This is a genomic window from Streptococcus sp. AS20 (assembly GCF_000524255.1).
GTDB classification, from domain to species: domain Bacteria; phylum Bacillota; class Bacilli; order Lactobacillales; family Streptococcaceae; genus Streptococcus; species Streptococcus constellatus.
Map to the genome: position 1 here is coordinate 52,737 of NZ_JANS01000012.1, position 23,617 is coordinate 76,353.

24 protein-coding genes are annotated in these 23,617 nt (G+C 38.2%); 14 read left to right on the plus strand and 10 right to left on the minus strand.

Annotated features, from left to right (window positions below; genetic code table 11):
- Positions 1-17 precede the first annotated feature (17 nt).
- The gene (locus tag HMPREF1514_RS07015; protein WP_006270363.1) at positions 18-551 is read right to left on the minus strand and encodes a TetR/AcrR family transcriptional regulator; all 534 of its coding nucleotides are present in this window, start codon (positions 549-551) and stop codon (positions 18-20) included.
- Between the two features lie 173 nt (positions 552-724).
- Here HMPREF1514_RS07015 and HMPREF1514_RS07020 point away from each other — a divergent pair, with 173 nt between their 5' ends.
- Positions 725-3,397, plus strand: coding sequence for a YhgE/Pip domain-containing protein (locus tag HMPREF1514_RS07020; protein WP_037598294.1), 2,673 nt, complete (start codon positions 725-727; stop codon positions 3,395-3,397).
- A gap of 38 nt (positions 3,398-3,435) precedes the next feature.
- Here HMPREF1514_RS07020 and HMPREF1514_RS07025 read toward each other — a convergent pair whose 3' ends face one another.
- Together HMPREF1514_RS07025 and HMPREF1514_RS07030 are read right to left on the minus strand one after the other, a co-directional pair.
- Positions 3,436-4,209: a Cof-type HAD-IIB family hydrolase gene (locus tag HMPREF1514_RS07025; protein WP_037598298.1), complete on the minus strand. Its 774-nt coding sequence runs from the start codon at positions 4,207-4,209 to the stop codon at positions 3,436-3,438.
- Positions 4,210-4,226: 17 nt separating this feature from the next.
- Entirely contained in the window at positions 4,227-5,111 is an 885-nt protein-coding gene (locus HMPREF1514_RS07030) for a helix-turn-helix domain-containing protein (protein ID WP_037598301.1), read from the minus strand.
- Between the two features lie 306 nt (positions 5,112-5,417).
- Between HMPREF1514_RS07030 and HMPREF1514_RS07035 the strand changes: the two genes are divergently transcribed.
- The 6 genes from HMPREF1514_RS07035 to HMPREF1514_RS07070 all read left to right on the plus strand — a co-directional run bounded on the left by HMPREF1514_RS07035 (position 5,418) and on the right by HMPREF1514_RS07070 (position 11,053).
- Positions 5,418-5,753, plus strand: coding sequence for a hypothetical protein (locus tag HMPREF1514_RS07035; protein WP_003071588.1), 336 nt, complete (start codon positions 5,418-5,420; stop codon positions 5,751-5,753).
- Between the two features lie 241 nt (positions 5,754-5,994).
- Complete coding sequence (locus HMPREF1514_RS07045; RefSeq protein ID WP_006270343.1) at positions 5,995-6,513, plus strand: thioredoxin family protein; 519 nt, start codon at positions 5,995-5,997, stop codon at positions 6,511-6,513.
- Positions 6,514-6,790: 277 nt separating this feature from the next.
- Positions 6,791-7,549: a DUF6261 family protein gene (locus tag HMPREF1514_RS07050; RefSeq protein WP_037598487.1), complete on the plus strand. Its 759-nt coding sequence runs from the start codon at positions 6,791-6,793 to the stop codon at positions 7,547-7,549.
- A gap of 640 nt (positions 7,550-8,189) precedes the next feature.
- Positions 8,190-8,924, plus strand: a complete 735-nt coding sequence (locus tag HMPREF1514_RS07060; protein ID WP_037598306.1) for a polyphosphate polymerase domain-containing protein — start codon at positions 8,190-8,192, stop codon at positions 8,922-8,924.
- Positions 8,905-9,585, plus strand: a complete 681-nt coding sequence (locus HMPREF1514_RS07065) for a DUF4956 domain-containing protein (protein ID WP_037598310.1) — start codon at positions 8,905-8,907, stop codon at positions 9,583-9,585. Before HMPREF1514_RS07060 ends, HMPREF1514_RS07065 begins: the two co-directional genes overlap by 20 nt.
- 13 nt (positions 9,586-9,598) lie before the next feature.
- Positions 9,599-11,053: a carbohydrate-binding domain-containing protein gene (locus HMPREF1514_RS07070; protein WP_037598312.1), complete on the plus strand. Its 1,455-nt coding sequence runs from the start codon at positions 9,599-9,601 to the stop codon at positions 11,051-11,053.
- A gap of 228 nt (positions 11,054-11,281) precedes the next feature.
- Here the strand turns inward: HMPREF1514_RS07070 and HMPREF1514_RS07075 are convergent, their stop codons facing one another.
- From HMPREF1514_RS07075 to HMPREF1514_RS07085, 3 genes are read right to left on the minus strand one after another with little or no spacing between them, the layout of a single operon-like run.
- Positions 11,282-11,899: an HAD family hydrolase gene (locus HMPREF1514_RS07075; RefSeq protein ID WP_037598314.1), complete on the minus strand. Its 618-nt coding sequence runs from the start codon at positions 11,897-11,899 to the stop codon at positions 11,282-11,284.
- 9 nt (positions 11,900-11,908) lie between these two features.
- On the minus strand, positions 11,909-12,910 hold the full coding sequence (locus tag HMPREF1514_RS07080; protein ID WP_037598315.1) for a DUF4097 family beta strand repeat-containing protein: 1,002 nt from the start codon (positions 12,908-12,910) through the stop codon (positions 11,909-11,911).
- Complete coding sequence (locus HMPREF1514_RS07085) at positions 12,897-13,223, minus strand: PadR family transcriptional regulator (protein ID WP_037598317.1); 327 nt, start codon at positions 13,221-13,223, stop codon at positions 12,897-12,899. Before HMPREF1514_RS07085 ends, HMPREF1514_RS07080 begins: the two co-directional genes overlap by 14 nt.
- Before the next feature lie 303 nt (positions 13,224-13,526).
- Here HMPREF1514_RS07085 and HMPREF1514_RS07090 point away from each other — a divergent pair, with 303 nt between their 5' ends.
- Genes HMPREF1514_RS07090 through dltD form a run of 5 tightly spaced genes read left to right on the plus strand, consistent with a single transcriptional unit; the run spans position 13,527 to position 17,974 of the window.
- Positions 13,527-13,658, plus strand: coding sequence for a teichoic acid D-Ala incorporation-associated protein DltX (locus HMPREF1514_RS07090; protein WP_003026731.1), 132 nt, complete (start codon positions 13,527-13,529; stop codon positions 13,656-13,658).
- Between the two features lie 33 nt (positions 13,659-13,691).
- Positions 13,692-15,218 carry a D-alanine--poly(phosphoribitol) ligase subunit DltA gene (gene dltA / locus HMPREF1514_RS07095; protein WP_443030965.1) on the plus strand — a complete coding sequence of 509 codons (1,527 nt, stop codon included), beginning with the start codon at positions 13,692-13,694 and terminating at the stop codon, positions 15,216-15,218.
- Positions 15,215-16,459, plus strand: a complete 1,245-nt coding sequence (dltB, locus tag HMPREF1514_RS07100; protein ID WP_003071567.1) for a D-alanyl-lipoteichoic acid biosynthesis protein DltB — start codon at positions 15,215-15,217, stop codon at positions 16,457-16,459. Before dltA ends, dltB begins: the two co-directional genes overlap by 4 nt.
- Before the next feature lie 14 nt (positions 16,460-16,473).
- A complete protein-coding gene (dltC, locus tag HMPREF1514_RS07105) occupies positions 16,474-16,713 on the plus strand; it encodes a D-alanine--poly(phosphoribitol) ligase subunit DltC (RefSeq protein ID WP_003071566.1) in 240 nt (79 codons plus the stop codon).
- Positions 16,706-17,974: a D-alanyl-lipoteichoic acid biosynthesis protein DltD gene (dltD, locus tag HMPREF1514_RS07110; RefSeq protein WP_037598321.1), complete on the plus strand. Its 1,269-nt coding sequence runs from the start codon at positions 16,706-16,708 to the stop codon at positions 17,972-17,974. Before dltC ends, dltD begins: the two co-directional genes overlap by 8 nt.
- Positions 17,975-18,102: 128 nt before the next feature.
- Here the strand turns inward: dltD and HMPREF1514_RS07115 are convergent, their stop codons facing one another.
- The gene (locus tag HMPREF1514_RS07115; protein ID WP_037598325.1) at positions 18,103-18,939 is read right to left on the minus strand and encodes a Cof-type HAD-IIB family hydrolase; all 837 of its coding nucleotides are present in this window, start codon (positions 18,937-18,939) and stop codon (positions 18,103-18,105) included.
- A 19-nt stretch (positions 18,940-18,958) separates the two neighbouring features.
- The gene (locus HMPREF1514_RS07120) at positions 18,959-19,705 is read right to left on the minus strand and encodes a DeoR/GlpR family DNA-binding transcription regulator (protein WP_037598328.1); all 747 of its coding nucleotides are present in this window, start codon (positions 19,703-19,705) and stop codon (positions 18,959-18,961) included.
- A 259-nt stretch (positions 19,706-19,964) separates the two neighbouring features.
- On the opposite strand from HMPREF1514_RS07120, the gene HMPREF1514_RS07125 reads away from it, so the two are divergent.
- Entirely contained in the window at positions 19,965-20,561 is a 597-nt protein-coding gene (locus tag HMPREF1514_RS07125; RefSeq protein ID WP_037598331.1) for a DNA-3-methyladenine glycosylase, read from the plus strand.
- A complete protein-coding gene (locus tag HMPREF1514_RS07130) occupies positions 20,548-21,792 on the plus strand; it encodes a S41 family peptidase (protein ID WP_037598488.1) in 1,245 nt (414 codons plus the stop codon). The genes HMPREF1514_RS07125 and HMPREF1514_RS07130 overlap by 14 nt, the downstream gene beginning before the upstream one ends.
- A gap of 69 nt (positions 21,793-21,861) precedes the next feature.
- On the opposite strand, the gene HMPREF1514_RS07135 is transcribed toward HMPREF1514_RS07130, so the two are convergent.
- Both HMPREF1514_RS07135 and HMPREF1514_RS07140 read right to left on the minus strand, forming a co-directional pair.
- Entirely contained in the window at positions 21,862-23,031 is a 1,170-nt protein-coding gene (locus HMPREF1514_RS07135) for a CynX/NimT family MFS transporter (RefSeq protein ID WP_037598334.1), read from the minus strand.
- 63 nt (positions 23,032-23,094) lie between these two features.
- A complete protein-coding gene (locus HMPREF1514_RS07140; RefSeq protein ID WP_037598336.1) occupies positions 23,095-23,616 on the minus strand; it encodes a TetR/AcrR family transcriptional regulator in 522 nt (173 codons plus the stop codon).
- Position 23,617: the final 1 nt, after the last annotated feature.

Sequence of the window (23,617 nt, forward strand, 5' to 3'; positions counted from 1 at the left end):
CAAAATAGAATTATCTTCTAATCCAACATTTTTAAAAGAAAATCTGCCATTTGTTCAGGGCTCTCTTTTTTCCCTCTAGCAATCCACATTTGACAAACCCCAAAAAAGGCGTTTGTCAGGTAAACATAGCTATATTCTTTCTCCACTTGGCTTAGTAGTTTACTACTAAAGCGCTCTTGTAGGTCTTCAGCCAGCATAATTTGAAATTTATGACGTAAAAATGTTTGGATTTCTTTTGTTCCGTTTTCTGTTAACAAAGCAGAAAGGAGGGATTCGCGTGTAAGGAAATCAAAAACTTCTATAATCGCGCTACGCTTGTCTTGAGCATACTTCTCAAAAATGTATTCTAACTTATGGAAAAGTTTCTGTTGATAATGCTCAATCATATCATATTTATCTTTATAGTGTGTATAAAAACTGCTGCGACTGATACCGGCCGTTTTTGTCAACTTGACAGTGCTAATCTGATCGAATGATTCGTGTTTAAGCAGATCGACCATTGCATTTTCAATAATCATTTTCGTTTTTTGACGTTTGTTACTTTCTACCATATGCCTTTCCTCTTTTGAACAATTTTATACAACATGTATAAAAATGAATTTTTTCTCTTGTGAAAAATTTCAGAAACTGTATAATCTATTATATCAAATATTTAGACAATGTGTATAAAAATATTTCAAAAATTAAAATTTTTATACAGAGTGTCTAAGATAGAGGAGAAAAAATGTTCAACGAATGGAAAGCAATTTTTAAAAAACCACTCTTCATTATTGTCATGATTGGTGTTTCCTTGATTCCGGCTCTTTATAATGTTATTTTTTTGAGCTCAATGTGGAATCCTTATGGAAAAGTATCGGAATTGCCAGTAGCAGTGGTGAATAAGGATCAACATGCAAGATTTAACAGTAACACGTTGTCTGTTGGGGATGATATGGTGAAAAGCCTTAAAAAGAATGATGCTTTAGATTTTCATTTTGTATCTGAAGCAAAGGCAAAGAAAGGTTTGGAGAAGGGTGATTATTATATGATTATCACGCTTCCAAGTGATTTATCCCAAAAGGCAGCTAGTATTCTGGATAATAAGCCACAAAAAATGCAGATTGATTATCAAACGTCTAGTGGACATAGCTTTATTGCTAGTAAGATGAGTGATTCGGCTATGACGCGACTTCAACAAACTGTCGCAAACAATGTGACCAATACGTATATGACTTCTCTTTTTAAGAGTATGAATAAATTGAGAAAAGGTATGACAACAGCTGCTTCTGGTAGTGGTCAACTCGCTTCTGGTGGTCAACAATTGAAAGAGGGTAGTCAAACCTTGACAGATAATTTACAGACTTTATCTAGTTCTAGTATGACGTTTGCGGATGGTGCTAATACATTAACGACAGGTTTGGGAACGTATACTCTTGGTGTGCGTCAGTTGTCAGACGAGATTGGTACCTTGTCAACACGCCTTTCAGCTTATACATCAGGTGTCGGTCAATTAGCTTCTGGCTCAACAACATTATCAAAAGGGTTGACAGACTATACAAATGCTGTTGGTCAGTTAGCGGACGGTTCAGAACAATTTTCAGATGGCTTAAGCGACTATACTAATGGCGTGGCAAATCTTGCAGGTGGTGCCAATCAATTAAATGATCAATCAAAAAATTTATTGGCAGGAGTCAATCAATTAACTGCTTCTAATGAGGAAATTCAAAAATTATCAAGCGGTGCGCATCAACTAGCTACGGGTCTGAACACTTTGATGGCGACTGTTAAACAATCTGGTATGACAGCTGAGCAAGTTCAAAAACTACAAGCTTTGCAAACAGGTTTAACTGCTGTTCAAACTGCTTTGTCAACAGGTTCAGACTTGTCAGCTGCTAAAGCGAGCATGACAACTGTTTTGAATGATATGGAAACAACTGCAAATATGCTTGTCAATAGTGTTGCGACAGATAAGGCTACGATTACAAATAACGTAGCTGCTACAGCTGCTTATCAAAAATTAAGTGCTAGTGAACAAGCAGAAATCAATACCGCTATTTCACAAGCTCCAAGCCAAACTTCTACAGCCGTGACAAAGATGTTGACAACGATTCAAGCGCTCAAGGCGCAAGTGGAAAATTTGCCAGATCAATCTTCTAACCAACAAAGCATCGCTGTCATCGAACAAGCCAAAGGTGCTCTTTCAAGTCTCCAAACGAGTGCACAACAATCTCAAGAAAGCATTCTTGCGGCATTACAACAATCGACTACGGGTGCTAGTCAAGTGGCAGCAGGAGTTGACCAATTGCAAACGAGCTTGGCAACGGGTGCTGGTCGATTGGTGAAAGGTGTGACAGACTATACAAATGGAGTGGCTCAAATTATGGCAGGAGCTAACACCTTATCTAGTCATAACGAGCAACTAACATCTAGCATGGCGAAAATTAGTTCAGGTTCTAAGGTTTTAGCTAGTAAAAACAGTCAATTGACATCTGGAATGGCAAAGGTTGCTTCTGGAGCCAATCAATTAGCTGGTAATAATGGTCAAATTGACGCAGGCTTGGCAAAATTGGCAGACGGAGCCAATCAATTAGTTAGCAATTCTGCGGCACTAGTGTCAGGAGTAGGTAAGTTGTCTGATGGTGCTGGTAAAATAGCAGATGGTTCTACGAAGCTGGCGGATGGTAGTTCAATGATGACGTCTAATTTGGGAAGGCTTGTGTCGGGTGTGGACACCTTGACAGCAGGTTTGACAGATGCCAAAAATCAATTATCTATGGTGACAACCAATAAAGCCAATGCTAAAGCTCTCGCAAATCCATTGACAACGAAGAAAATAGATAAAGACCATGTTGGTAAAAATGGTATTGGTATGGCTCCATATATGATTTCTGTGGCACTTTTTGTAGCAGCGATTTCAACCAATATCATTTTTAACACGTTGCCTTCTGGTAAGAAACCTGAGACACGTATGGAATGGCTGAAAGCACGTATTCAGGTCAATGGCGTTATTTCTCTCTTGGCAGGTTTATTGGTGTATGGTGCAGTGCACATGATTGGCTTGACTGCCAATCATGAATGGGCGACGCTTGGAATCATTCTTTTAACGAGCATGTGCTTCATGGCGGTGGTGACGGCTCTGGTAACGTGGGACACTAAGCTTGGTGCTTTCACTTCCTTGATTTTGTTATTGTTGCAACTAGCCTCTAGTGCAGGGACTTACCCACTTCCATTGACGGATAAGATTTTCCAAAATATCAATCCTTGGTTGCCAATGAGTTACTCTGTTTCGGCTTTGCGTCAAACAATTTCGATAACAGGGCAAGTCGGTGGACAAGTTGCCTTCATGACAGTTGTTCTGCTGCTCTTTGTCGGTCTTGGTTTCTTGGTCTACAATCCGAATAAAAAAGAATTAGTCTAATCTAAAAGCTCTTGTATCTCGAATACAGGAGCTTCTTTTTAAATTAAACCAAAGTGAGCAAGGGCGTGTGGAATGCCATTTTCCTCATTAGAGCGCGTGATGAAAGTGGCTGCTTCCTTGACGGTTGCTTGGCTATTGCCCATTGCAATTGAATAATCCACTCTTTCAAACATTGATAGGTCATTGAGCCCGTCTCCGAATGCGTAAGTCGGTGCTTCGTCTGCCAGCAAGGTCAGCAGGTGCTGAATCCCAGAGCCTTTGTTACAACCGTGCGGCGTGATGTCTATCGAGTAGGGGCTGTTACGGAAAAAGTGCAGTTCAGGGATTTTTGTCTGATACTGGGTGTCTTTTTCGGGCTCCTCACTAAAAATGAGCAACATCTGACAAGGCTGATTTTGATAAATGGTCGGACCGACTTGGGGCAGGTCTTGATGAAAATAGCGGAAATTCCGCTGAACGGTCAGACTGAGCGCCGTCACACGCATTTCTCCTTGCGAATAAAAACCGAGGTCATGCTCATTTTTTTTTGCCAGTTGCAGGAGCTTGAGAATGCTGTTTTGTGCAATTCGTCCTTCAAACAGGAATTGCTTTTCATGGAGGATTTCCATGCCATTTAGCAAGATAGCGGAATGAATCCCAGCGTCTTCCAGAACTGTCCCCATTTCTCCGCGACCGCGTCCCGTACAGATAATAGGCAGAAAGCCATTGGCTCGTAGTTGAGCAATGGCTGTTTTGTTGTCTGTTGGGACTTTTCCTTGGCTATCAACCAAGGTACCGTCAATATCAAAAAATACAAATCCGTTGTAAGTCATTTGCTTCTCTGTCTCCTTTAAGGTGCTGAAGTTCCACGTGAAACATGAGAGAAATGGGAAGTACGATGCTGTTTGACTTCTTCTTGTAAATCTTCTAACAATTTTGTTTCTTCGGTTAATTCCAACAGACTAAGCCCTTTCCGTATTAGTTCATCATTTGCTTGACAGATTCCAAGACGGACTTGAGCAAAGCCGAGAAAATCATAGCGCTTGAGTTGTTTGGCTAAGTCTAAGGCGATAGCGGAGATGTGTTCGCAGTCATCTAATAATTGATTACAGAGATAGATAGTAGAAAGGTTGAGCAGCAAGGAAACTTGGGCATTTTTGATGCTTTTGTAATCCTTGTATTTTTCAAGGTTAATTAAGATTTTTTCTGTAATATCCTGAAGCGTCTCAATAGGAAAAATAAAGAGAATCACATCTAGCATATTAAAGTCGTTTTTGTACCAAATATCACGCCTTTTAAGATCAGACCACATGGCTTCAGCCAATTCTCTAGAGTGGTCACTAAAACTATTTTTTCGGATTTCTATGATAATATTTAAGGTCTCTAGTATGTGCTGGATAGGAAGATCATGTTCAACTTTTTTTAAGTGTTCTTTACAAAGCTGAGCAATTTTAATCAATTCTGTACTATCTGAAGTAGATAAATGATTGGACATTTGATTGATAATCATTTGTCTTGTCTGAGGTTTGTAGTGATTGCAAATATACTCAAACTCGCCAAAGCTCATGTCAATTTGATTGAGAAGAAATTCCATAGTTTCATAGCTGGGAACGGATTGGTTGCTTTCAAACTTGGAAAGATTGGAGCGCGAAATCCAATCCCCGCAAATCTCTTGCTGGGTGATTCCCTTTGCTTTTCGAATCGTCTTGTAAACTGTGCCAATATCCCAATGCATAGGCGACTCCTTGTGTTAAATATGAAATGTGAAAATAGTGGGCATTTTGTGAATGCCTTTTCATAATATTATATCATAAGGATAAATAAAGACAAGGAGATGAAAATATATGAAAAAATTTAGATTTTTCTCAATACTATCTTTTATTACTGCAATAATTGGTACATTTCCATGGTGGCCACCATTTGGTATATAGTGCTACAATTTAAAGAAAGGGAGGAGTGAAACCAATGTACTATAAGTGTTGATGTAATTAGTATTGTTTTTTTAAAAGAATTTGTCTTTATAAAGAAAAAGGTATATACTATGAAAAAATTATATAAAATTTTCCTTACGATTGCAGCAGCTTTTATGATCGGTGCAACAGTTATACCGTCCTCAACTTCTGTTATTTATGCGAATAGTATGAAATATGAAGAAGTAGTTCCTTTCCGGGATCGAGGTGTATGTGGAGATATGAACAAGAATAGCTATACTTACAAAAGATATTGTTTGAAAGATGGGAGTGCTTCGGCTACTCTTACACCAGCGCAAAGAGATTGTTTATGGGCTTTAGGGCTTGGTGTATTTAGCTTTTCAACCACATGGTATTCTCTGCTTATGGCGTATGGACCAGTAGTATATCAATGCTTAAAAGCATAGCGAAATAGACTTATTATTTCTGTGTTAAAAAAGGAGTGAAAATAATGAAGAAAAAATATTCTTTTGACAAATACTTTTATAAGAAATATCATTTCTATTTTTATACAATTGTATTGATACTGTACTTTTTATATTTCTCACATGATGATGTGATAGGTGATATTCTATTTTTGGGAGCATATATAATTCTGCTTTTAACGACAATAATAAAAAAAATCCCAAAAGATTAAGGAGAATTTTTATGAAATGTATTCGCATGAGTCTATACTTCATTATTATTTGCACAACTCTCTTTTTCCTCTCTGCATGCACCTCTTCATCACAAGCTTCTGAAAGCTCTACAGTTTCAAGTGTTTCTCAGGTTTCAACAAGTGAAAATGAGGTAGAACACGATTTAAAATTGACAAAATTATACAAAGAAATTGTAAAGAGCTTTCAAGAGACGAATGCAGAAAATGTTTTAAACAATAAATTAACAAAGGGAAATTTGCTCTATTTTGGTCGTGAGACGTGCCCGTTTTGTAGAGAATTTCTTCCGGTCTTGAAAGAAACATCAGACTTGTATCATACGCCTTTTAAAATTTATTACTTAAATACAGAAGATTCTCATAAGAATTCTCAAATAAAGAAAGCTATGGAAAAATATAATGTGACTGGTGTACCTACGCTGATTTATTTAAAAAAAGACAATGGTTTTGAAGTCTTGAATGAAGAGCAGACGACTTTACCAGAATGGTTTAATATAATAATGAAATATTGAACTTTTTCAAAAAACACTCCTCTTTTTCAGAAAATTTCCCATTCATGTTATACTAAATGAGATGATTTTTCTGGATTTCGTTGGCTAATGAGGTGAGGCGAGACAATTTTATTTCGTCCGCGGAGCTGACAAGGCAAACTGATTGTCGTTCACTCCGTCCGCCCGGCGGACGAAGTGAACGAAAAGTAGTTGAGGTTATCCGCCGCGCTGACGGAAAAAGGAGAAGTCATTGAAACGGTCGCTTTAAGTGACAAGTAAAAAAGGAAAGAAGGAATTTATGAAGCAAGAAAAGCTCATTGGACTTAAAATTAGTAATCTCCGTCATGCGGAATTCACGCAGTTTATCACTCGTTTTTTATATGATGTGGAGAAAGAAGCGCTCGACTTTAAAAATGAGGATGTCATTACCGCTCTCGTCAAGAAGATAAAGGCAGCTTTGCCTGCTTATCAAGCCTCTCTCGGTCAGATTCGGGCGAGTGAAAAGTCAGCTTCGATTAGTGCGGCTGACGAATTGCGCGACGCTGATTTGCAAGCTCTTCGCGATGCGCTGAAACCTTATCGGGCAGCCAAGCGGGAAGAGGAAAAGGCAGCTTATGCCAGCTTGAAACGCTTGTTTGACCAATACAAAGACGCTCATCAGAAGCATTACGAGGAAGAAACTGCCCTCGTTGTCAGCTTGCTGGACAAGCTAAAGACAGCCCCATATAAGGAGCAAGTGGGGACTTTAGCGCTTGGGAAATTCGTTGAAAATCTGACCGAAAGCCACTCAGCTTTTGAACAACTCTTTGCCTCTCGTTCCCAAGAGAAATTGCAAAAAGTGAGCTATGATGTCAAGCGATTGCGCAAAGAAGTGGCGACGCCTTACCAACAGTTGGCGGACTATGTGGTGATTTTGCACCAAGTCAAAGACGATAGCTTTTATGCGACCTTCCTTTCCGTACTCAATAACAGCCGCAAACACTATGCGGATATCCTTGCCCGTCGCAAGGGCAAAGAGCCTAAAGCAGAAGCAGGAAAAGTAGCAGAAATCAACTAACATTTCTCCTTCATCTTACTTGAAGGTTTTCTGTCAGAGCGGTAGGATAAAGACGAAGAAGAGGAAGAGCAGAGGATTAGAAAGTGTGATGGGATGATAAGATTTCATTTTAATAACGAATTTTGGTTTCGGTGGCGGTTTTATCTGTTGAGCATGATGATATTCTTTTCCTCGGTCGATCCTTATGCGAAATGGGACGTATTCAATGTGATTTATTTTACTGTACTGGGAATATTTTTGCTCTTACAGATCTTTGTGCCAGAGTGTTCTCATAAGCGATCTTATCCAGTAGGTAGCTATCATTTTAACTGGGAATTTTATGATGATATTTCCTTGTATATGATGTTTTATTTTTTACGTACTTTCTCTTCTGGTCCAATAAGCGGTGATACCGTGTGGTACTGGATTTTGCTGATAGCAGATATTCTCGTTATTTGTACTTTTCTTATCAAAAGAGAAAAAGCAGAGAAGAGTGAAGAATAAGATGTTACAACTTCTATTTTCTATTTCATTCTACAGACATCTATTAAACACCTCCAGAAAATGGGGGTGTTTTGTTTTCTTTAAGTTTTCTTTAGCTTTCTTTTAAGGATTTGCCCGTAAACTACGTAGATAAAGAACGACAAAGGAGAGCAATCTCATGGCTAAAAAAACATTTAAAGATAAATTTCAACGGATAGAAACCAAGTATGTCATCTCAAAGGAAACGTTGGCAGATTTGCTAAAGGAGTTTGAAGCGTATATGGCAGAAGACGAGCATGCCTATTCTACGATTGGCAATCTCTACTATGACACGCCGACCTATCAGATGATTCGGGAGTCTTTGGAGAAGCCTTATTTCAAGGAAAAATTGCGCGTGCGGACTTATGACGCTAGCCCTCAGGCTGATAGCCAAGTTTTTTTGGAAATCAAGAAAAAAGTGCGTAAGGTTGTGTACAAGCGCCGGATTGCGACTGAGTTGTTGACAGCAGAGCGATACCTCGCGGGGGAATGCCAGCTTGAGGATTCGCAGATTAAGAAAGAAATCGAATGGCTCTGCAAGCGGTATGGAGGTGTGCAGCCCATGATGTATATTTACTACAACCGCTACTCTTTAAAAGGTTTGGAAGATTTAAATGTGCGGATCACCATTGATGATGATGTCGCTTATCGAACGAAAAAATTAAGTTTGTTAGCAGGAAAAGATGGCAAGAACCTGCTACCTGATAACCATGTTATCATGGAAATTAAGGTACCTGGGGCGTATCCACTCTGGCTGGCAGAAATTTTGGACTGCTACCACGTTTTTCCAAAATCTTTCTCAAAATATGGAGTCGCCTATGAGAAAACAACAGACTATAAAGGAGTAATCAGACATGTTCGATCAGTTATTTAATGACGTTTTTACAGGAACAACAATCAATCCAGCCAGTATGTTTGGTGCGATTGGTGTCGGCCTCGTGCTGGGACTGATATTAGCCAAGGTTTATCAGTACAAAACCGTTTACAGCAAGTCCTTTATGATGACTTTGGTTATGCTGCCGACTTTGATTGCAATTGTCATTTTTTTAGTAAATGGCAGCTTAGGGGCAGGAGTTGCAGTCATGGGAGCTTTCAGCTTGATTCGCTTTCGTTCAGCACCGGGTGGTGCTAAGGAATTGCTCGCAATTTTCCTTGCTATGACGATTGGGATTGCTGTCGGCATGGGCTATCTTATTTTTGCTAGCGTCTTTACAATCTTTATGTCGGTGGTTATGTTGTTGCTGGAAACGGTGAATTTTGGGCAGATGAAGCATTCTATGCGTCAAGTGACTGTTGTCATTCCAGAAAGTTTGGATTATGAAACTGTCTTTGATGACATCTTTCAAAAGGCGACCAACTATGTTGAACTGGCAAATGTCAAAACGTCTGATATGGGAAGTTTGTTCAAGATTAAGTATATTGTCCAATTAAATGGTACGATGACAGAGAAAGAATTAGTGGACGCTCTGCGGACGCGAAATGGGAATTTAGAGATTGCCATTAGCCGCTATGTCACAAAAGAAAATGAACTATAAAAGGAGGACAGCCATGAGAAAATCAACCTCAAAACGAAAACAGTTCAAACGTTTGATTCTGCTTGTCCTATTGACAGTTGCTTTGGGAGCATGTGGTGCGAAAAACGGTAGTTCAACCAGTACTAATTCCTCTAGCACCAGTAAGGTAACGACCGTTAAACTGTCCAATTATTTTACCAAGCGTGACCAAGATGCTTCTTATGATGAATCAAAAGCAACTAAGATTAGTCTGAGCGGTTCATCTGCTAAGGCTTCTAGTTCTGGTGCAGAAGTGTCGGGATCTACGGTGACAATTACTAAAGCTGGGACATATATCTTGTCTGGTTCAAGTGAAAACGTTCAAATCATTGTGAAAGTTAAGAAAAAAGATAAGGTTCAGCTAGTTCTGAATAGTGTCAGGATGACTGGAACAGATGCTGCAATTGTCGTAGAAAATGCAGATAAGACTTTTATCACCCTTGCAAAAGGTAGTAAGAATACGATTTCGGATTCTGCCCATCACAAGAATACAAAGTATGATGCTGCAATTTACAGTAAAGATGATCTCACTTTCAATGGTTCTGGCAGTTTGACGGTAGAAGGCAATTATGGGAATGCTATTGAGTCTAATGATGATTTACGTATTTCAGGCGGAACTTATACGATTAAAGGTTATAAAAACGCCCTTTCAGCTAATGACGCAATCAATATCAAAGCCACAACAATGAATTTGACTGCTACTTATGATGCAATTCATGCAGACAATGATAAAGATACGTCTCTAGGGAATTTCTATATCCATTCTGGCAAGATAACCATTCACGCTGGAGATGATGGTATTCATGCTTCTAATATTGCTCTTGTTGACGGTGGTACGATTAAGGTAGAAAAGAGTGAGGAAGCACTTGAAGGCAAGACTGTGACCATTAATGGTGGGGATTTAGACTTGACAGCTAATGACGATGGAATCAATGTCGCAGACGGTAGCAGTAGTGAAAAGACTCCGGGACAAGCTACTGCTGGTGTCAGCCTGACAATTACTGGTGGTAAGATAAAGATTAATGCACAAGGTGACGGTTTGGATTCTAACGGGGATTTAACTCTTTCAGGTGGGGAAGTCTATGTGGACGGTCCCACAAATGGTGGCAATGGCGCTCTTGACTATGATGGCAATGGAACCATTACTGGTGGCACCGTTGTAATGGTCGGTAGCAATGGCATGGCAATGGGCTTTGGATCAAACTCTGAACAGGCCTCTATCCTTACGAATGTATCTGGGAATGCTGGTGCTAAGGTGACGATTTCTGATTCGTCAGGAAAAGAAATCCTCAGCTACACCGCTGCTAAGAATTTCCAATCTGTTCTGGCGAGTTCAGCTGCTATTAAAGACGGCAAAAGCTACACCATTACAGTCAATGGACAATCCACGACTGCAACAGCTAGCCTAACTACTCAAAATGAAAATGGGATGGGCAGAGGTCGGAAATAGCATAAAAAGAGGCTAGGGGAACCCAACCTCTTTCGTTTGACTTTCACAATAAAACCAATCATACAATTTAAGAATAACACTAAGGAACTGCTTAAACAATTCCCCTTCCTTGGCCTTCAATATAGCACAATAGCAAAAAACAAGTCTATTTTTGAAGGAAAATTTATGATATAACAAAGTTGATAACGTTAAAAAACTAGAGCAAAACAACTCTAGTTTTTTGCATGCTCAGCCTAAAATCTCTAGAATCTCTGTCAAATTATCAACAGTCCAATCTGGTGCTTCTGCTGGATTCGTTATGTGGTTCAAGTGGCTAAATCCCTGTCGGATCCAAATGGTTTGCATTCCAAGTTGTTTAGCCGGAAGAATATCATTGTCCAAACGATCGCCAATCATCACAGCGTGTTCAGCCAAACAGTTCGCTTGTTGGAAAGTTAACTCAAAAATAGCGAAATCGGGTTTTGCCAAGCCAACATCGGCAGAGGAAATCACCAGATCGATCCAAGAATCAATACCAAATGTTCTCAATCTTGCTTGCAAGTTCGGTAACTGGTTGGCAATAATACCAATCTTGTAGTGTGAGTGAAGAGTTTTCAGCACATGTTTGCAGCCAGGATATAGCGTTTCTAAATCAGACTTCCAAGACGGACATCTCAAGCCATAATATTTCAGAGCTTCTACATCGCCTTTTTTATTTTCCATAAAATAGTGGATCATAGTTTGATAAAATGCTGCATAAGAAATATTAGTATCAGCAAGAGCCTGTTTAATCCGATCTTGATAGGCTTTTTCTTCATTTACCAAAGTTGAGCCAACATCAAAGAATAACCAATCAATCTGTTTCATGCTAAACCTCTAATAAAGATTGATGTCTCCGCTGACAGCTTGGATAGCAAGAGAATCTGTAGAAGTTGATACTTTATGATGGATTGTGTTGCCAACAATTTGGTGGCTTGGCTGGAGCTGATCAGAAATAGAAATATCTCCATGTACTGTTTCAATATCATAGCTAAAATCATGGTGCAACAAATGAAGCGTAACATCTCCGCTTGTTGTTTGAATAGAGGTTTTACCAGCAATTTCTAAAGAATGCGTGTCGAGATCACCTGATACAAGAGTAATTTTACAATCTGTTAATTTGGCATGTGCCAGATGGATATCGCCACTAGTAAGGGTCACATCGGTCTGTTGTAATTGACAATGCCGCATGGACAGATCGCCACTTGCAAGTTCAATATCTCCCTTTTGTGTTTGAAGACGAGAGATAGCAACATCACCTGAAGAAGATTGCAAAGAGAAGACTTGAAGAGGGGTTCCACTTGGGATTTGAATGCAAATAGGATGGTGATCCAAACCATTTTTCATGACATGAATAATCCAGTTCAAACCACTAGAGTTTGCTGCTCCTTTTTCTGTAATGTACCATTTCTTGTCACGAACAATCGAGCTTAACTGGTTGCTGCTCTTTCCGTTGTAGTATTTGATATGAAAGAAAGCATCAGGTGAAGGCTCAATTTGAATATCTTTAGTACTCACATCAATATGCAATTCAGAGACGGTTGAGTAATCTTCAAAGATATAAGTGTCGCTAGCATATTGTGAAGGATGAATATTCGGAGATGGTTGTTTTGCTGGATTATCAGAATTTATCTCTTCTGTCGAATGTACTGAAAGCGAGCGAATAATCTCTTCTGCTGCGTCTCTAGGATCTCCTAACTCTTTAATAACTAGTGCTTCATTTTCAGATCCAGCGTCTTCAAAGTATTCCGTAAAATAATCCATCGCTTCTTTATAGTCTGCCTCAGGTAATGTTTTTAAGTATTTCTCTAATGCGGCTAAATAATCAGTTCTTGTCATGACGAACGCTCCCTTCTATAATACCGTTGACTGTCGCTGTATACACTTTCCACTCCTCCTTAAGGGTACTTAGTTGCTCCCGTCCATTTGGAGTAAGAGAGTAATATTTTCGTTTTCGACCTTGATATTCTTGAGAATAAGTTGTTAAGTAACGCTTCTTTTCTAACTTTTTTAAAATAGGATATAAGGTTGATTCCTTGATATTGGCAATCAATTTAATCGTTTGGCTAATCTCATAGCCATAGGAATCTTCACTTTCCAAAATCGCTAGAATGAGAAATTCAATCAGGGTAGAAGATGTTGGAAAATACATGAGTCACCTCCTATGTATAATATTTTTATATATAATTTTTCTATACATAGTATAGTGCTTTTCACTTTCAAAGTCAAGAAAATATATAAAATTTTTATATATTTTTAAAATGTAAGTCTAAAACCATTTTCTTTTCTAGTTTTTTGAGACAGCACATCTGTGATTTCTCTAGGTTTGTTGTAAATAAACCTTAATTCTAGCTTAATTCATTAATTAAAGAATGTTTTGTATTGAAAAATTGCGCTAGAAAATGGTAAAATATACTAAGTCTATCTTAGAGGTAAGACAAAAGTGATGAGTATAATGAAAAAACATAAAATAATTTTTAAATTTTTTGGGCAAACGCTACTTTATTTTGTGATATTTTTAGCCTTGCTTTATTTCTTTAATTATCTTGGCCAAGGTCAAGGTGGTTTTATCTACAATGAATTTTAGGAGCAGATTGTGACCAATTCAGTAATTAATGATATGATTGAAACGATTGAGTATTTTGCTCAGTCTCAACCAAATTTTCCAGTTTACAATGTCCTCGGAGAAGTTCATACTTATCATGATTTGAAAGTGGACTCAGATTCCCTTGCTGCAAAGATTGATAGCCTTGCGCTTCCTGAGAAATCACCAGTAGTAGTTTTTGGTGGGCAAGAATACGACATGTTGGCGACTTTTGTAGCCTTAACGAAGTCAGGTCATGCCTATATCCCGATTGATAGTCATTCTGCCCTTGAACGTGTGACAGCAATTGTGGAAGTGGCACAACCTAGTCTCATCATTGCAATCAATGAATTTCCACTGAAAGATAAATCGATACTAATTCTTGATTTAGCAACAGTTCAAGCAGCTTTTGCAGAAAAAAAGCCTTACCAGCTTACACATTCTGTTAAAGGGGATGATAATTACTATATCATCTTCACTTCAGGAACGACTGGAAAGCCAAAGGGTGTGCAAATCTCGCACGATAATTTGCTCAGTTTCACTAACTGGATGATTACAGATAAGGAATTTGCGACTCCAGAGCAGCCACAAATGCTGGCACAGCCACCGTATTCTTTTGATTTATCGGTTATGTATTGGGCGCCAACCTTAGCACTTGGAGGCACACTTTTTGCGGTTCCATCTGCCATTACGCAAGATTTCAAGCAGCTATTTGAAACTATCTTGAATTTGCCGATTGCCATTTGGACATCAACACCGTCTTTTGCAGATATGGCGATGTTATCGGAAGATTTCAACGCTGAAAAAATGCCAAGCATTACGCATTTCTACTTTGACGGGGAAGAATTGACGGTTAAAACAGCACAAAAATTGCGTGACCGTTTCCCAAATGCGCGTATTATCAATGCTTACGGTCCGACAGAAGCAACGGTGGCTTTATCTGCCGTTGCCATAACAGATGATATGCTAGCAAATATGAAACGCTTGCCGATTGGTTATACCAAACTAGATTCACCAACCTTTGTTATTGATGAAGATGGAAACAAGTTACCAAACGGTGAGCAAGGCGAAATTATCGTTTCTGGACCCGCTGTGTCAAAAGGCTATATGAACAATCCAGAAAAAACAGCTGAAGCATTCTTTGAATTTGAAGGGCTACCAGCCTATCATACAGGAGATGTCGGTACCATGACTGACGAAGGTTTACTTCTTTACGGTGGTCGCATGGACTTCCAAATTAAGTTTAATGGTTTCCGCATTGAGCTGGAAGATGTCTCACAAAATCTGAACAAATCCAAATATGTCGACTCGGCTGTGGCTGTACCGCGATATAACAAAGATCATAAAGTACAAAATCTTTTAGCCTATGTTATCTTGAAAGACGGAGCGAAAGAACAATTTGAGCGTGAGATCGACATCACAAAAGCTATCAAGGACGACTTACAAGATATTATGATGTCTTATATGATGCCTTCAAAATTCCTTTATCGTGAATCTTTACCACTAACACCGAATGGGAAGATTGATATTAAAGGTTTGATTAGTGAGGTTAACAATCGATGATGGATTTCATAAGACAGATTCCTCATTTGGAACCGTACGGGGATCCACAATATTTTGTGTATATCATTTTAGCTGTTTTGCCTATCTTTGTTGGTTTGTTCTTCAAAAAGAGATTTCCCATTTATGAGGCCTTAGTTAGTTTAGCTTTCATCATTTTTATGTTAATTGGACCTAAATTAACGCAAATCTATGCTCTACTGTTTTATGTTCTTTGGCAAATGCTTTGGGTTTGGACTTATAAAATTTATCGAAAAACAAGAGATAGTAAGTGGATATTCTATTTACATGTTGCACTCTCTGTTCTGCCGCTTTTCTTTGTAAAGGTAACGCCAGCTATTTATGGTCATCAATCACTATTGGGCTTTTTAGGAATTTCCTACTTAACTTTCCGTTCAGTAGGAATGATGATTGAGCTTCGAGATGGTGTGCTCAAAGACTTTAGTTTATGGGAATTTTTACGTTTCATGCTCTTTATGCCAACTTTTTCAAGTGGACCGATTGATCGCTTCAAACGTTTTAATCAAGACTATGAAAAGATCCCTGAGCGTGATGAATTGTTGGATATGCTTGAGAAATCAGTGCATTATATCATGCTAGGTTTCTTATATAAGTTTATTTTAGCACATATCTTCGGCTCTATGATATTACCGCCTTTGAAGCAGTATGCATTACAAATGGGTGGTTGGTTTAATCTACCAACGCTAGGAGTAATGTATATCTTTGGACTGGATTTGTTCTTTGACTTTGCAGGCTATTCGATGTTTGCCCTTGCTATTTCCAATCTAATGGGAATTAAAAGTCCGATTAACTTTAATAAGCCTTTTATTTCGCATGATTTGAAAGAATTTTGGAATCGTTGGCATATGAGTTTATCATTTTGGTTCCGTGACTTTGTCTTTATGCGTCTGGTTACAGTACTTATCCGAAACAAAGTTTTTAAAAATCGGAATACCACTTCAAGTGTAGCTTATATCATCAATATGCTAGTCATGGGCTTTTGGCACGGAGTCACTTGGTATTATATTGCTTATGGACTCTTTCATGGTCTAGGACTCGTTATCAATGATGCTTGGGTGCGAAAGAAGAAGATTATCAATAAAGAGCGGAAAAAGAAGAATTTACCTCCCTTGTCAGATAACAAATGGACGCAAGTAGCGGGAATGTTTATCACCTTTAATGTTGTAATGTTTTCATTCTTAATCTTTTCAGGATTTTTGAATGATTTATGGTTTAAAAAATAAAAAGGAGTTCTCTAATGGATATAAAAGCAGAAGTATTGGAAATTATTGATGAATTGTTTATGGAAGATGTATCAGACATGATGGATGAAGATTTGTTTGATGCAGGCGTTCTGGATAGTATGGGAACAGTTGAATTGATTGTTGAATTAGAAAATCACTTTGATATTCATGTTCCAGTATCAGAATTTGGTCGCGACGATTGGAATACAGCTAATAAAATTATTGAAGGTGTAACGGAGCTTCGTAATGCTTAAACGTTTATGGCTTATTTTAGGTCCGGTTATCTGTGCCTTTTTGATGGTTGTAACCTTACTATTTTTCTATCCAACTAAGCAGCAGCATGATTATCAATCAGAAAAACGTTCAGCCGTTACCTTGACAGCAGGAAGTTTCAAAGGAAGAACACAAAAAGTACGTGCTTTAACAGATAAAAAGCATCGTTTTGTTCCTTACTTTGGGTCAAGTGAATGGTTGCGATTTGATAGTATGCACCCTGCTGTTTTGTCTGAAAAATACAAGCGGAATTATCGTCCATATTTTTTGGGACAACGTGGAGCGGCATCTCTCACACAATATTTTGGGATGCAACAAATGCTCCCCCAAATAGAAAATAAAACAGCTGTTTATGTGATTTCTCCTCAATGGTTTACAAAAAAAGGTTACAGCCCTGCAGCTTTTCAACAATATTTTAATAGTGATCAATTAACTAGTTTCTTGCACCAACAAGAAGGAGACATTGCTGCTCAATATGCGGCGAAGCGTCTCTTGCAACTGTATCCGACAGTAGCTATGAAAGATAATGTAAAAAAAGTCGCTGATAATCAGAAACTGTCAAATTTCGATAAACAGTACATTCGCCTTATAAGCCGCTTGAATAACCGCGAAGACGCTCTTTTTAGCTCCCTTTTTTCCGAACATAATGAGAATTATGAAAAATTAGTACAACCTCAGGTCAATCGATTGCCAGATAAATTTTCTTACTCAGATCTAGAGAAATTTGCGACAAGAGATGCTCAGAGGAATACAACAAACAATGACTTAGGAATTGACAATAAGTTTTATAAACATCGCTTGCGAAAGCGCATAAAGAAACTTAAAGGAACGCAAAAAAGGTTTTCTTATACCAAATCTCCTGAGTATAATGATTTGCAGCTTGTCTTGAATCAGTTCGCAAAGTCAAAAACCAATCCAATTTTTGTGATTCCGCCCGTTAATGCGAAATGGACGGCTTATACAGGATTGAGTCAGGAAAAATACCAACAGGCTGTGAAAAAAATTCGTTATCAACTGGAAAGTCAAGGATTCAAGAATATTGCTGACTTTTCAAACGATGGCGGAAAACCTTACTTTATGCAGGATACGATTCATATGGGATGGCTTGGTTGGCTAGCGTTTGATAAGGCTGTGAATCCTTTTATTTCAAATCCAAAACCAGCTCCTAACTATCAGATAAATAATCGATTCTTTAGCAAAGAATGGGCAAATTATGACGGCGATGCCAAGGATTTTAAATAATCATAAAAAGCTGAGATTTCTCTCAGCTTTTTAGAATGGGAGAAAGGGATGATACGACTTGTAAAAAGAGAGGATTTCTCAGTAGTTTTATTATGTCAGAACGTTTATGTTCCAGCACTTTGACAATTTTATTTACATCCAATCAAGATATAATCTTCAATGGCCTTGGCAACACCGTGCTGATTATTGGTTTGAGTAATAGCGGTGGCTTGAACTTTCACAGGTTCAGGGGCGTTTCCCATGGCGACTCCAAAACCAGCTAACTTTATCATCGGAAGGTCATTAAAATTATCTCCGATTGCCATGACTTGAGGAAGCGGAATTTGATAGTGTTGAGCGATTTCTTGGAGGGCATTTTCTTTGGAGACATTCTTAGCAGTGACCTCTAAATAATTATCTTTTGAAAGATAGAAAGCTGTATTGGGAAAATCAAGAGTTTGGAGATAATTGTAGAGACGCTGAATTATTGCAGGTTCATCAATCAAGAGAAGTTTGTGGATTGGGACAAGTACATCTAAGACAAGAATGAGTAGATTTTGAATTGTGGGGACTTCTCCAGTGATGTCAGCTTCAATCTGGATCCACTTATCAAAACGGTCGGCTAGCCAGTTCTTTCCAGAGTATAGATTGATAGAAACTGTTGGAAATTCTTGCTTGATTAATTCAATGAAAGTCCGAATTTCTTTTTTATCCAAAGGGTGTTCAATGATAGTTTCATAATGTTGCGGATTACCTTTAATAACGAGAGCACCATTGTAGCAAGCTAAGGGATTATCACCAAGCCCTAGTTCGTGCGCGATTGGCTTCATACCAAGTGGAGAGCGAGCAGATGCCAAGACAAAGGGAATGTTTTTCTTCTTTAAAAGCGGAATTTGCTCTTTCAGATTTTTGTCAACCTGATGTTGGTCATTTAAGATGGTTCCATCAATATCACTGACAATCAAACGAATACTTTGGTTATTCATAATTGTATCCTCCGTAAATTTAGTAGATGATTTTTAAAGTGTCAGGTAGGAGTGTCTTGATTTCTGTAGTTGGCTTTTGGTCTGTAATCCAATAGTCGAATGAACTGATATCGCTTAAAATATAATTGGAATTTTTTTGCCATTTCTCCTGCTCGGCTAGCAATATTTTTGTTTGGCTATGTTGCATGACTAGTTTTTTAATATAGGCATCTTCAGCATCCTCATAGCTAACTTGTCCATTTTTCAAACTTGCTGCTCCAAAGAAAGCAATATCGAATTGAAGATGTTCTAATAATTCAGCTTCATTTAAGGAATAATAGAAGCGGTTTTTGGGATAGAATTTACCCCCCAACAGATGAAAATCAACTTGTTCATGCCCGCTGATCATGATAGCATTGTCCAAAGAATGTGAATAAATAGTGTTTTTTTGATTCATCACTTGAGCTAATTGCAAGATAATTGTTGAGACGTCAAAATAAAGCAGTTGTTCTTCCTCAATCAATTCGTACGCTTTTTGAGCAATTTTTCTTTTTTCCTTGGTAAATTTTTGGCTACGATCATTGAAGGATAGAATTTGTTGTTTGTTTTCTAAAGGAAGGATTCCGCCATGAGTCCGTTGTACGAGCTTACGCTCATTTAAAATAGCAAAATCCCTGCGAATGGTATCTTTAGAAACGTGAAAATAGTCAACCATTTCCTTTGCAGAAAGCTGTCTTTTCTCTGCAAGTAATTCTAATATTTTATTTAATCGTTGTTCTTGATACATACTCTTCCTCCTATGATTTCATTTTAACATAGGACATAAGTTATTTCAAGTTTTTTTAATGATTTATAAGTTTTTTTGTAATGAGATTCAACTGTAAAGCCTTAAGGCAAATTTAAGTTAACTTTCTTATACTATAGATAATCCTAAAAACCTTTTCTCATACTAATCTCCTAAAGAAAAAAGCAATCGATTGTACGGCCTTCAAAAGTTGGACAAATACGATTGCTTTTTTGTGTGAAATTCATGTTATAATAAGACCATGATTTCAAAAGAATTTCAAGAGCTGATGCGAGTAGATACAATTGCCACAGCAAAAGCCTTGCTTGGCATGCAACTTTGTTTGGATGGAAAACCCGTAGGAAGAATTGTTGAAACGGAAGCTTATCTGGGTGCAAAAGATAGTGCTTGCCATAGTGCGCATGGTAAACGCAGTCCGAAAAATGAATCTATGTATTTATCAGCAGGGCATTGGTATGTCTATCAGATTTACGGTCATCAGATGCTGAATTTAGTGACGAGGGCTGAAAATATAGCAGAAGCCGTCTTGATTCGGGCCTTGGAATTACCAGATGGTACATTACTTGCTAATGGTCCGGGGAAATTAACCAAATTTGCAGGGATTAGTAAAGCCTTTGATGGGAAGAATTTGCAAGAATCACGTTTGCAACTGGCAGCCGATGCACTTCCTTTGCAAATTAGTTCACGTCCACGAATCGGCGTCACCTGTACAGATCATTGGCGAGAAGAGCCACTTTGCTTTTATGTAGCTGGTAATCGTCATGTGTCAAAAATTGCAAAAATAGGGTTATTACCAGATGAAGAAACATGGAGGAGAACACTTGATAACGAAAATTGAAATTTTTGAACAGGTTGTGGCGATGATGAAACAGGATTCGTCAACCAAAAAGGATCTAAAAGGAGCAGATCCAGACATGTATCGCAGGCAAATCACAAACGAGATGAAGGATGAGGATTTTCTTTATCAAATGCGGTGTTATCTGGCAAGTTTTGGAATCATTAGTCACGTTAGTTTTCATCCCAAACGTCGGCAGGCACTAGGGTTTCGGCTGAGAAAATTTGAGAATCGACTATATGTACTGAATGCAAATCCTGATACGGACTTACGCGTTGCAGACCAGATAATTTTGATAGATAATCAAACAATTCCAGCATTTTATCAAGTGTATCGTGATTATTTTGTCAGTGAGACAGAAGAGCGCCAATATATGGAGTGGGCCTACTTTGTGGCTAAATCTGATACGGTGACCTTGCTGCGAAATGGGCAGGAGCAGACAATTTCAGTACAGGAAACAAAATTGACTACACACACTCCTGCTTTTGAATATAAACAATTATCAGAAGAAACTCTATATTTGAAAATGGAAAATTTCTTTGATGAAGAAGCCATTGCAAACTTATACCAAGAAAGTAGCTCGGCTATTAGCACAGCAAAGAATGTTATTGTTGATGTGCGTGTTAATCATGGTGGATCGGATTCGTTGTATTTTCCTTTATTGCAATATGCACTTTCTGATGGCAAAAGTTTTAAGGACGTGACTTTTTCTGATGATGGTATGGAAATTTTATATACTAAGCGTAATGTAGAACTGCGTTTACAAGATTTTCAAGCAATGCTAAGGCAAGAAGATATTTCGCCTGAAACTCGAAATATGCTGGAGCAGTTTATAACTGAATTGGCTGTCAATAAAGACAAGGGGTATGTACTTTATGATCAATCAGATGAAGCGATTTTACCAGATGTGACTGGACAAGCAAAACCAGAAAAATTGTTTATTTTGTCGGATGTCTACTGTGGTTCATCAGGGGATAATTTCGTTTCGATGATGAAAGCATTTGACAAAGTTACCGTGATAGGTAGACCAACTCTAGGAATTTTAGATTATTCTAATTGCTGCACAGTGGATTTTGGCGATTATGAATTTGTATTTCCGACTTCACGGAGCCTTGCCGTTGATAAAGGACAAGGAATGAATGATAAAGGAATGATACCAGATATTTTCATCCCTTGGACACCGGAGCATTTAGAGCAAGATATTGATTTAGAAGAATGTCTCAAACTTTGTTAAAGAAAAAAGAGAATGAAGCCGAACGTGTGATTTCATAGAAATCTAGTTTCGAATTTCATTCTCGTTTTTTTATAAAATTTTATCAGATTTTTCTACATAAAAGAGCGCAATAATCATAATGACTGTAAGAGCAAGCAAAATGATAATAGCTGGTATCCAAGAGCGGAAAAAATCTGCACTGTAACCAAAGAGAGCTGGACCAAAAGCGGCAAGGACATACCCGCCTGTTTGTGCTAATCCAGATAGCTGTGCGGTTTGCTCAGGACTGCTAGTTTTCATTGAAAAAGTAACCATAAGATAAGGGAAGAGTGCACTTACGGCTGTACCAATTAGAATGTTGATAATGAGCCAATACATAAAATTATTTGTCTGTATCAGTAACATGCTAATGCCGATAAGAGCGGATGATGATATTAGACCAAGCATGATGAGGCGATAACGAGGAGAGAGTCGAGTTGTCAAGCTGGGAATGGTCATTGAAAATGGCAGACTAATCAGATTAAAAACAGAAGCTAAAAATCCAGCAGAAGCATTTGAAATGCCAGCTTGTATGGCCATCGTCGGCAACCATGTTAGGCAAGTGTAAAAGAGTAGTGACTGCAAGCCGCCAAAAATGATAATAGCCCAGACTTTTTTATTTTTCCAAATAGTATTGCCTTGACTTGATTTGTCTTTGCTGACTAAGTAGTGATTGTAGGAAGTATTTGGCAACCAAACTAAAAATGCTAAAAGACAGATGGCTGTCAGACAAAGTACCAACCCTTTCCATGAACTGGCTTCTGTTATGGGCACAGCAATAGAGGAAGCGATAGCTGTTGATAATCCCATAGAAGTGATATACATCGTTGTCAATAGCCCGATCCGATGCGGTTGGTTGGCTTGGATGACGCTTGGAAGTAATACGTTAAGCACTGCAATGGAAGCTCCAATAAGAATGGTTCCCATATAAAGGAGTGGTAGATTAAAAATCCGAATTAAAGAGCCGATTGTAAGAAGGGCGAGGACAAGAGCAAACAGTTTTTCTAGCCCAATTTTACTTGCTAAACGCGCTGAAAATGAAGAACAGAGAGCGAACATGATCAAGGGCAGACTGGTCAAAAGACCAAGTGAGCTCACCGAAACATGAAGCCCACTAGCAATGTTCGTTAAAACAGTTGGAAGCGTTGTAAAAGGCGTCCGCAAAGCGACACCCACCATGATAATTCCTGGTAATAAAAAGATAGAATGTTGTTTTTTCATAAATACTCCTAAGGGGTTCTTAGAAAATTATACCATAGAAATAGCTGAAATTATAGCTCTATATTAGTGCATGAGCTCCAGATAGTAGGATGTAATAGTGGCTTCTTCAATTTTATTTCGTTGTCCTAGCCACCAAGTAACTGTTTCGATAAAAGTTGTTGTGACATAGTTTTTTAAAAATGGTTCTGGTAAATTAGATTTTTGTGTCAATAGCTTTTCGCGAATGAGAGGAAAGAGATAGTGTTCTAGCTCTAATTTTAAACGATTAATAAAATAGATATTTTTAGATAATAATAAAGTGGCTATTTTATCTTGATTTTTCCTGAAATGGTAAAAAATATGAGCTGTTGCATCAAAAAGCTCACTTGCTTGGTATCGTTCGACAAATGTATGTTGGAACAAATCTTGACACATTTCTTCAAGTAGTGCTTCTTTTGTCTCAAAATGAGCATAGAAAGTCGATCGACCTACATCTGCAAGGTCGATGATTTCTTGGACTGTGAGGCCTTCATAACTCTTTTGATTTAAAAGAGTGATGAAAGCCTGATAAATGGCTGCGCGTGATTTTTTAACTCGTCTATCCATC

Bases quoted from the DNA above. Each gene is read 5' to 3' on its own strand.
- HMPREF1514_RS07015 (WP_006270363.1), bottom strand. From the start codon at position 551: ATGGTAGAAAGTAACAAACGTCAAAAAACGAAAATGATTATTGAAAAT.
- HMPREF1514_RS07020 (WP_037598294.1), top strand. From the start codon at position 725: ATGTTCAACGAATGGAAAGCAATTTTTAAAAAACCACTCTTCATTATT.
- HMPREF1514_RS07025 (WP_037598298.1), bottom strand. From the start codon at position 4,209: ATGACTTACAACGGATTTGTATTTTTTGATATTGACGGTACCTTGGTT.
- HMPREF1514_RS07030 (WP_037598301.1), bottom strand. From the start codon at position 5,111: ATGCATTGGGATATTGGCACAGTTTACAAGACGATTCGAAAAGCAAAG.
- HMPREF1514_RS07035 (WP_003071588.1), top strand. From the start codon at position 5,418: ATGAAAAAATTATATAAAATTTTCCTTACGATTGCAGCAGCTTTTATG.
- HMPREF1514_RS07045 (WP_006270343.1), top strand. From the start codon at position 5,995: ATGAAATGTATTCGCATGAGTCTATACTTCATTATTATTTGCACAACT.
- HMPREF1514_RS07050 (WP_037598487.1), top strand. From the start codon at position 6,791: ATGAAGCAAGAAAAGCTCATTGGACTTAAAATTAGTAATCTCCGTCAT.
- HMPREF1514_RS07060 (WP_037598306.1), top strand. From the start codon at position 8,190: ATGGCTAAAAAAACATTTAAAGATAAATTTCAACGGATAGAAACCAAG.
- HMPREF1514_RS07065 (WP_037598310.1), top strand. From the start codon at position 8,905: ATGTTCGATCAGTTATTTAATGACGTTTTTACAGGAACAACAATCAAT.
- HMPREF1514_RS07070 (WP_037598312.1), top strand. From the start codon at position 9,599: ATGAGAAAATCAACCTCAAAACGAAAACAGTTCAAACGTTTGATTCTG.
- HMPREF1514_RS07075 (WP_037598314.1), bottom strand. From the start codon at position 11,899: ATGAAACAGATTGATTGGTTATTCTTTGATGTTGGCTCAACTTTGGTA.
- HMPREF1514_RS07080 (WP_037598315.1), bottom strand. From the start codon at position 12,910: ATGACAAGAACTGATTATTTAGCCGCATTAGAGAAATACTTAAAAACA.
- HMPREF1514_RS07085 (WP_037598317.1), bottom strand. From the start codon at position 13,223: ATGTATTTTCCAACATCTTCTACCCTGATTGAATTTCTCATTCTAGCG.
- HMPREF1514_RS07090 (WP_003026731.1), top strand. From the start codon at position 13,527: ATGAAAAAACATAAAATAATTTTTAAATTTTTTGGGCAAACGCTACTT.
- dltA (WP_443030965.1), top strand. From the start codon at position 13,692: ATGATTGAAACGATTGAGTATTTTGCTCAGTCTCAACCAAATTTTCCA.
- dltB (WP_003071567.1), top strand. From the start codon at position 15,215: ATGATGGATTTCATAAGACAGATTCCTCATTTGGAACCGTACGGGGAT.
- dltC (WP_003071566.1), top strand. From the start codon at position 16,474: ATGGATATAAAAGCAGAAGTATTGGAAATTATTGATGAATTGTTTATG.
- dltD (WP_037598321.1), top strand. From the start codon at position 16,706: ATGCTTAAACGTTTATGGCTTATTTTAGGTCCGGTTATCTGTGCCTTT.
- HMPREF1514_RS07115 (WP_037598325.1), bottom strand. From the start codon at position 18,939: ATGAATAACCAAAGTATTCGTTTGATTGTCAGTGATATTGATGGAACC.
- HMPREF1514_RS07120 (WP_037598328.1), bottom strand. From the start codon at position 19,705: ATGTATCAAGAACAACGATTAAATAAAATATTAGAATTACTTGCAGAG.
- HMPREF1514_RS07125 (WP_037598331.1), top strand. From the start codon at position 19,965: ATGATTTCAAAAGAATTTCAAGAGCTGATGCGAGTAGATACAATTGCC.
- HMPREF1514_RS07135 (WP_037598334.1), bottom strand. From the start codon at position 23,031: ATGAAAAAACAACATTCTATCTTTTTATTACCAGGAATTATCATGGTG.
- HMPREF1514_RS07140 (WP_037598336.1), bottom strand. From the start codon at position 23,616: ATGGATAGACGAGTTAAAAAATCACGCGCAGCCATTTATCAGGCTTTC.